The organism is Salegentibacter sp. 24, from assembly GCF_004362395.1.
In the GTDB taxonomy this organism is placed as follows: domain Bacteria; phylum Bacteroidota; class Bacteroidia; order Flavobacteriales; family Flavobacteriaceae; genus Salegentibacter.
In genome coordinates this window covers 84,142-90,141 of the sequence record NZ_SNWE01000017.1, presented here as the reverse complement: position 1 = coordinate 90,141, position 6,000 = coordinate 84,142, and the positions used below count along the sequence as shown (strand labels likewise).

The following is a 6,000-nucleotide window of genomic DNA, read 5'->3' as shown; positions in this document are numbered from 1 at the left end:
TGGAAAATGCGATTATCTTATTAATCATATAAATAAAAATTTAATTCAGTTAAAATTCTTGATAATAATTTTGTGCCTAACAAAATCTATCAATATGACCAAGGATCTAGTATGAGAACCAGGATTTGGTCAAAAAAGGATATAATTATCCTTTAAAAAAACTGAATTAAACTTTTGGAGGATCTAAAAAGGAAAGTATAGGTTCTTCCACTGAACTATCAAAATGAAGAAAAGCTTTTGATGGAATTTCCGCAATCAAAGCTTTGAAATTTGAAGAACCAAAATCTACTGTATGCACATGGCAGCAATGACAACTACAAAAAGGAGGGCATAAATCCACTACTTTATCATGTGAATGGTCGAAATCTAAATCCTGGGCAGCAATCACTGTTACTTCTGAATCAGAATTCAATTGTGAAGTATCATTATCATTACAGGCTAATAAATTAAGCCCGAGTACATAAAGCGATAATATGAGTGCCATTATTTTCACATTACAAAGATAATTAAATATGCATGCACAGGGTATGCAAAGTAAACCATCAGCCTCTATTATTTTTTTAAATTGGTGGGCAAGATTCAGTTCGGTATGAACAGTAAACACAACAAATACCTCCTTTTGGTTTTAAAACCGTTTTACAATTCCCACCCTCGTAAAAAATTGGCAAGATTCTACTAACATTACTTCTCTTATTTTGCCCACATTCAGGATAGGTGATTTCTGATTTTAATATAGTAGTTTCCATTAACTTTTTCTTTTGTCCGTTACCTTATAACGTGTTGTGTTATTTGTTTGCTAAATTTCCATATCGCTTGTTCCAGCAATTAGTGTCAAGACAGATATTCTGAGATACGGCGGGAACACTCATTTTAAGAATGTCAGCTATATCGCAAGGGCACAATTCATTCTCTATGTTCAACAGGAATAGGATTTTCAGTCGTACCCCGCTTTCCGCAAGAGACAGAATTTTGCTTATTGCCTTAAAGCCGTCCGAATTATTATATTGTTTCCTTGGAAGACGATATTTGCTTCTTGTCCCCTTCATTCCGTGGAGAAGTTATTTCTAGGCTCATCTTTTTTTACTCAAAGTAACAACAATTATATATTTATCGTATGATTTAACAAAATACTTGAATAATAATGCAAATAACTGTAAACTTTTAAACAATCCTTGGTTTTTAAAATCCTTTAATCAAATCTCATCCAATGACTTTCGGTGTTTGTCCACAGATTTCTTAAACTGCGTGGGTGCTATTCCCATTACTTTTTTGAACTGATTGCTTAAATAGGCAACGCTACTATAATCTAGTTTAAAAACTATCTCACTTAAAGTCAATTTATAATAATCAATGAATTCTTTAACACATTCAATTTTCTGGTTGATGATGTATAACTCAAATGCTATGCCTTCTACAGCAGAAAAAAAGAGCTAAGGTACTTATAGTTAAGATGTAATTTTTCACTTATAAATTCTGGCCATTTTATATCGAGTAACTTATTGGAGTGGTGAATTTTTTCCACTACCAGGCTTTTCATTTGTTCAATGAGTTGACTTTTTCGATCGGTTTTTAGACTAAAACCAGAATTCCGAAGTTCTTTTTTCAAAAGGTTTTTGTTTGTTCATTTAATTCTTATTCTAAATATACTTCACCCAGTTTGATGACACTGTAAGAAATTTTCAACTTATCTAAGATAAACGCGACTGAGCTTATACAGCGTGCACACACCATATTTTTAATATAAAGAGTTGGAGTTATAAAGTTAATTACCGGGACCATAGAATATTCTTAGTCTGCCCAAAAATGCGCAAAGGAGCCACGAATCCACCAATAAATTGTAGAAAGTATTCGTGGATTAGTGGCATAATATAATATAAATATGTCTTTAAGGTAAATTCATTAGGCCCAAACATCTTAAATTATTTAGAAGTACCCGCATTATTCTGGTCATTTAAAATGGAACTTAAATTGATAACTCGATAAAGAGTATTAATCATAATTTAGGTTTTAAATATATACTCTAAGCCATAAAAGCAAAAGAAATGGCAGCAAATAAGGCTGCGAAAAATAAAATAACCAAAGCAAGAATACCATAAATTTTATCTTTTTTAGAAATAGTATCTTTCTTGTATTTTGTCTTTTTCCGGTTTTTATTTTTTCTTCTATCTCTTCTATTTGCACTCATTATATTATATTTATATGATTGGTAAAATTGTCCAGTTAAGAGTTATTTCTTATAATTAGCTAAGAATCAAAAGATATGATCGTCCTAATTTTATTAAGTAACCTCAGGCAAAAAACCGCCCTGAAATTACTTTAAACGCATATATGAAAGTGAAAGGAAAGAGTAGTTTTTAAGGACTGCGAAAGCACAAAATATTATAGATTAAGAGCATCAAACTGGCAATTGACCAGTTGCGACCTCAAAAACATTGAGGTAGTTTTCAAATAGGTTCAAAAACTAACATAGCCTGCTAAATCGTAAATAAAAACCCGGCCTAAACCGGGTCCCAGTTACAATTAAGCCAGATAAGCTTCACAAGCTTCTACACATTCTCTACAAGCCTGCGCACAATCCTTGCAGTGTTGATGATCATGCTTATCGCATTCATCTGCACAATCCTGACATACCTTTTTACAATATTCAACCAGGGCATTCACATCGCTATAACTCGTGGCTAAAATTTGATTTAAAGCAGCACAGGCTTCAGCACATACCCTGTCAATTCTAATGCAATCTTTCATCATCTTTACATTGTCTTCATCAAGACAGGCATCAGCACAATAATTGCAATGGTTAATACAATTTCCAAGTGCATTAATTAATTTTTCATTTCTCATAATATTGATTTTTAATGGTTTATGTCGAAATTATAAACTAAAAACCAAAGTGGGTTTTAAAATTATGCTAAGATCTTTCAATTTTAAAGGTATTTAACAAAGTCCTTAAAATTTTAAGGCTTTTTTTCTTCTAATTGTGTCCATTTCCAGCCATCCTGCAATAATAAGGTCTTGAAAAATCTACGTTTTTTCATAAATTTTTCTTCTATATCTTTTTGTTCTATAGTGGTAGACACCAAGCCGTGTTCCTGCAAAATTGCAACCGAAATTTTTGCAGTATTTTTTTCTTTAATATTGATATGGGTAACTTCAGATATAATTTTAAAATAATTTTCAAAAGCTACAATCAAAGGCCGAATATCTTCTAAGGGGGGCTGTTTTTCCTTTTTTATTTTATGGGTAAGGATAACTAATGCCTCGTATAGGCGCGCCAGTTGCAAAACTACATTGTTACTTTGATTTGGGTTGTGGAAATAATGAATAACCGGATATGTTCTATGATGCTGGCTGTATTTAATAATAGAGTCGGATATATCATCAATTTTATTCGTCAGTCTTGAAAAGTCTTTTTTATTCCAGGAATTAAGTACAATTTCTTGCGGTGTGCTTCCTAAGGTACTAAGTTTTATCCCCAATTTTTGTTGGTCTATAACTGCTGAAAGAACGGGAATAAAATAAGTTACCGACATAGTAAGAAGAATAAGACCTGTAAAGGAATAAATAGTGGTTAGTAGCCTCCAATAATTTCCTGCAGCTATAAAATCACCAACGCCCAGGGTGGAGAGGGTAAAACCGCTATAATATATTACCTCCAATAATCCTGCAGTGGTCTTGGTGGAACTTTGAATTATTGATCCAGGATTGGAATATAAGATCAAAACCATACTACTCCACAGGGCAAAGACCCAAATTATTACAATTGCAATAAGCAGGATATAACCTGCATGACTCAAAAATTTTGAACTTCCGTCTTTGCCAGAAATATTTAAAAATCCTTTCCAGAAAAAATGGGAAAACCGGCTGGTCAACCACCCCCCACCCTGTAAGGAAAGAGTTGTTTGAATAACATCTAACACAATTAATAGATAAATAAGTATGCCTAGAATTGAAAGAATGTTCATATTGTATGCTTTAGTTTATTTGACCTAAGTAGTCTCTTGAGCAGCTAACCTGGTTAAACTTCCATACCAAGGAAAACTTAGATCATATCAAGGCTTTTCCGGTCTTTTACTTGTAACTTCCTGTAACCTGAAGGGGAAAGTCCCGTTGCTTTTTTAAATGAAGTTGAAAGATAGGCGGCTGAAGAATACCCAAGATTATCTGCAATCATCACGATACTCCAATCATCGTAATTTAAAAGCTCTTTTACGCGTTCAATTCGAACCGAGTTGTAAAACTGCTGAATACTCTGTCCCTCTCTATCTGTAAAGATGTGGGTTATATGGCCATAATTAAGGTGCAGGTGTGAATTAAGCATAGTTGATAGTTTATCGTTTGAAGTGCCTTCTGAATAAACCTCTTTAATAATTAAAGATTTTATCTTGTTAATTAATTTTTCATTACGGTTTTCAATGATATCGAACCCTAATTTTTCAAATTCTGTTTGTAGTTTCTCTTTCTCAACAGCAGAAAGCTTTCTTTCTAAAATTGCCTCACCAAGGTTTACCGCGGAAAAAGGAATATTCAAATTATTAAAAATTTCCTTTACGGCCATAATGCACCTTTGGCACACCACATTTTTTATGTACAATTTTTTTACTTTCATTCAAAACTTTTGAGCAACCTGCAAGGCCCGAAAACCAAGCAAATTATTCTTACAGCTTATTTAATTGTTTCTTCAACTCTGCCACATTTTAACATTTTATTTCCGTAATATGGGTTAAAAATATCTTTTGAATTTGAATACCAATAGTCTCCTTTTCCTTCAAAAGCCATGGGGCAGTATTGCTTATAGATTTCTCCAGAGGCTAATGCATTCCTTAAAACAGGTTCCATAGCTTCTGTAAGTTTAGAAAAAGCTTCCCGCTACTTATTTATATTACCGTTTTCTGCAATTTCATTTGCCATAGCCACTATACCTTTCTTATTGGCTGCGGTTTTTGCAAGTTCTGCTGCTTTTTCACTAGCGGCTTGGGAATTGGTATTTACAAACGCATCTTTAATATCTATATAGAGGTTATAGACATCAGAGGTTTTTTTATCCTTAAATTCAGCTTGCAATCCTTCATCCTCATAGCCTTTTGCTTCAGCATTTTCATCAATGTTTGGCTGGTGCATTTCATTTTGCATTGGCTTTGGGGCATCCTTTGTGTTTCCGTCATTTTTACAAGAAAATATCGCTAAACTTCCAGCAATGAGACTTAAAACTGTTATGCTTCTAAATATTTTTTTCATTTTCCGATTTTATCGTTATTAATGTTCAAAATTAGGTTTGTTTGATTTTTTTTTGAAATTTTCTTACCAATGGTGATGAAATATACCAGAGTAAAAAACCGCTCAAGACAGTAATGAGGCCCATAAGAGAAAAAATACGTAGTACAAGGTTATTAAAATCGTCCCTTCCTTCGTAATCCATAGTATGGGTCATCCACAGAAAATCGAACCAACGCCAGTCGCGATAACGCACCGTTTTAAAACTTGCATCGGTAGCACCCACATAAGCTTTTAGGTTTTTAGGTTGGGCATAATTAATAACATAAGCCGGAAAAGATCCACTACGGTATTCATGATGATCCCCGACTTCGTTGATTTTTTCTACTGAAATTATTTCAAAATCATCTTTTACATACCGTTGCGCGATATTCCTGGCATCTTCTTCTGAAATTTCATCGATAACTTTGCCATCTTGTGCGTGTACCAGTTTTTCATTATTTACAAAATAGTAAGGCTCGCCAGAAACTTCTTTTAAACTAATACTATGAATTTTCATTTCCGGAATGAGCGTGGAAATGCCGGCGAGATTTTCAAAATTTGAGTTCTCGGGTGGTAATTTTTTAAATTGATCTCCGTGAATTTCATCAATATCAGTCCAGCTGAAATACATCCCGCTAATGGTCCATATCAAAAACTGAATTCCTATAAAGATTCCCAGGTATCGATGGCCTTTACGAATTTTCATAGCTGTTTTTCTCTTCACCATTCTAATTAACCTTTATATAT

11 protein-coding genes and 1 pseudogene are annotated in these 6,000 nt (G+C 33.4%); all 12 read right to left on the bottom strand.

Annotated elements, in window-relative coordinates:
- Positions 1 to 166: 166 nt before the first annotated feature.
- The 12 genes and pseudogenes from DET49_RS12925 to DET49_RS12880 all read right to left on the bottom strand — a co-directional run bounded on the left by DET49_RS12925 (position 167) and on the right by DET49_RS12880 (position 5,980).
- Positions 167 to 484 carry a DUF6660 family protein gene (locus DET49_RS12925; protein WP_243729645.1) on the bottom strand — a complete coding sequence of 106 codons (318 nt, stop codon included), beginning with the start codon at positions 482 to 484 and terminating at the stop codon, positions 167 to 169.
- Positions 485 to 560: 76 nt separating this feature from the next.
- Positions 561 to 746, bottom strand: coding sequence for a GDCCVxC domain-containing (seleno)protein (locus tag DET49_RS18735; RefSeq protein WP_133548497.1), 186 nt, complete (start codon positions 744 to 746; stop codon positions 561 to 563).
- A gap of 93 nt (positions 747 to 839) precedes the next feature.
- Positions 840 to 1,074, bottom strand: a pseudogene (locus DET49_RS12915) (ArsR family transcriptional regulator); the annotation flags it as partial.
- 119 nt (positions 1,075 to 1,193) lie between these two features.
- Positions 1,194 to 1,373, bottom strand: coding sequence for a helix-turn-helix domain-containing protein (locus DET49_RS18950; protein WP_339654132.1), 180 nt, complete (start codon positions 1,371 to 1,373; stop codon positions 1,194 to 1,196).
- A gap of 38 nt (positions 1,374 to 1,411) precedes the next feature.
- Entirely contained in the window at positions 1,412 to 1,606 is a 195-nt protein-coding gene (locus tag DET49_RS18730) for a hypothetical protein (RefSeq protein ID WP_075327055.1), read from the bottom strand.
- 414 nt (positions 1,607 to 2,020) lie between these two features.
- Entirely contained in the window at positions 2,021 to 2,185 is a 165-nt protein-coding gene (locus DET49_RS18505) for a hypothetical protein (RefSeq protein ID WP_166636578.1), read from the bottom strand.
- Positions 2,186 to 2,520: 335 nt separating this feature from the next.
- Positions 2,521 to 2,841: a four-helix bundle copper-binding protein gene (locus DET49_RS12905; RefSeq protein ID WP_034892172.1), complete on the bottom strand. Its 321-nt coding sequence runs from the start codon at positions 2,839 to 2,841 to the stop codon at positions 2,521 to 2,523.
- Between the two features lie 113 nt (positions 2,842 to 2,954).
- Positions 2,955 to 3,962: a potassium channel family protein gene (locus tag DET49_RS12900; RefSeq protein WP_133548496.1), complete on the bottom strand. Its 1,008-nt coding sequence runs from the start codon at positions 3,960 to 3,962 to the stop codon at positions 2,955 to 2,957.
- A gap of 77 nt (positions 3,963 to 4,039) precedes the next feature.
- Entirely contained in the window at positions 4,040 to 4,555 is a 516-nt protein-coding gene (locus tag DET49_RS12895) for a helix-turn-helix domain-containing protein (protein WP_243729642.1), read from the bottom strand.
- Between the two features lie 107 nt (positions 4,556 to 4,662).
- Positions 4,663 to 4,836 (bottom strand): DUF3347 domain-containing protein, encoded by a 174-nt coding sequence (locus DET49_RS12890; protein WP_133548494.1) that lies wholly within the window; start codon positions 4,834 to 4,836, stop codon positions 4,663 to 4,665.
- Positions 4,837 to 4,866: 30 nt separating this feature from the next.
- Positions 4,867 to 5,235, bottom strand: coding sequence for a DUF3347 domain-containing protein (locus tag DET49_RS12885; protein WP_133548493.1), 369 nt, complete (start codon positions 5,233 to 5,235; stop codon positions 4,867 to 4,869).
- 31 nt (positions 5,236 to 5,266) lie between these two features.
- Positions 5,267 to 5,980, bottom strand: coding sequence for a PepSY domain-containing protein (locus tag DET49_RS12880; protein ID WP_133548492.1), 714 nt, complete (start codon positions 5,978 to 5,980; stop codon positions 5,267 to 5,269).
- Between the last annotated feature and the right edge of the window lie 20 nt (positions 5,981 to 6,000).

Coding starts and splice junctions, on each gene's coding strand:
- DET49_RS12925 (WP_243729645.1), bottom strand. CDS start 484: ATGGCACTCATATTATCGCTTTATGTACTCGGGCTTAATTTATTAGCC.
- DET49_RS18735 (WP_133548497.1), bottom strand. CDS start 746: ATGGAAACTACTATATTAAAATCAGAAATCACCTATCCTGAATGTGGG.
- DET49_RS18505 (WP_166636578.1), bottom strand. CDS start 2,185: ATGAGTGCAAATAGAAGAGATAGAAGAAAAAATAAAAACCGGAAAAAG.
- DET49_RS12905 (WP_034892172.1), bottom strand. CDS start 2,841: ATGAGAAATGAAAAATTAATTAATGCACTTGGAAATTGTATTAACCAT.
- DET49_RS12900 (WP_133548496.1), bottom strand. CDS start 3,962: ATGAACATTCTTTCAATTCTAGGCATACTTATTTATCTATTAATTGTG.
- DET49_RS12895 (WP_243729642.1), bottom strand. CDS start 4,555: ATGGCCGTAAAGGAAATTTTTAATAATTTGAATATTCCTTTTTCCGCG.
- DET49_RS12890 (WP_133548494.1), bottom strand. CDS start 4,836: ATGGAACCTGTTTTAAGGAATGCATTAGCCTCTGGAGAAATCTATAAG.
- DET49_RS12885 (WP_133548493.1), bottom strand. CDS start 5,235: ATGAAAAAAATATTTAGAAGCATAACAGTTTTAAGTCTCATTGCTGGA.
- DET49_RS12880 (WP_133548492.1), bottom strand. CDS start 5,980: ATGGTGAAGAGAAAAACAGCTATGAAAATTCGTAAAGGCCATCGATAC.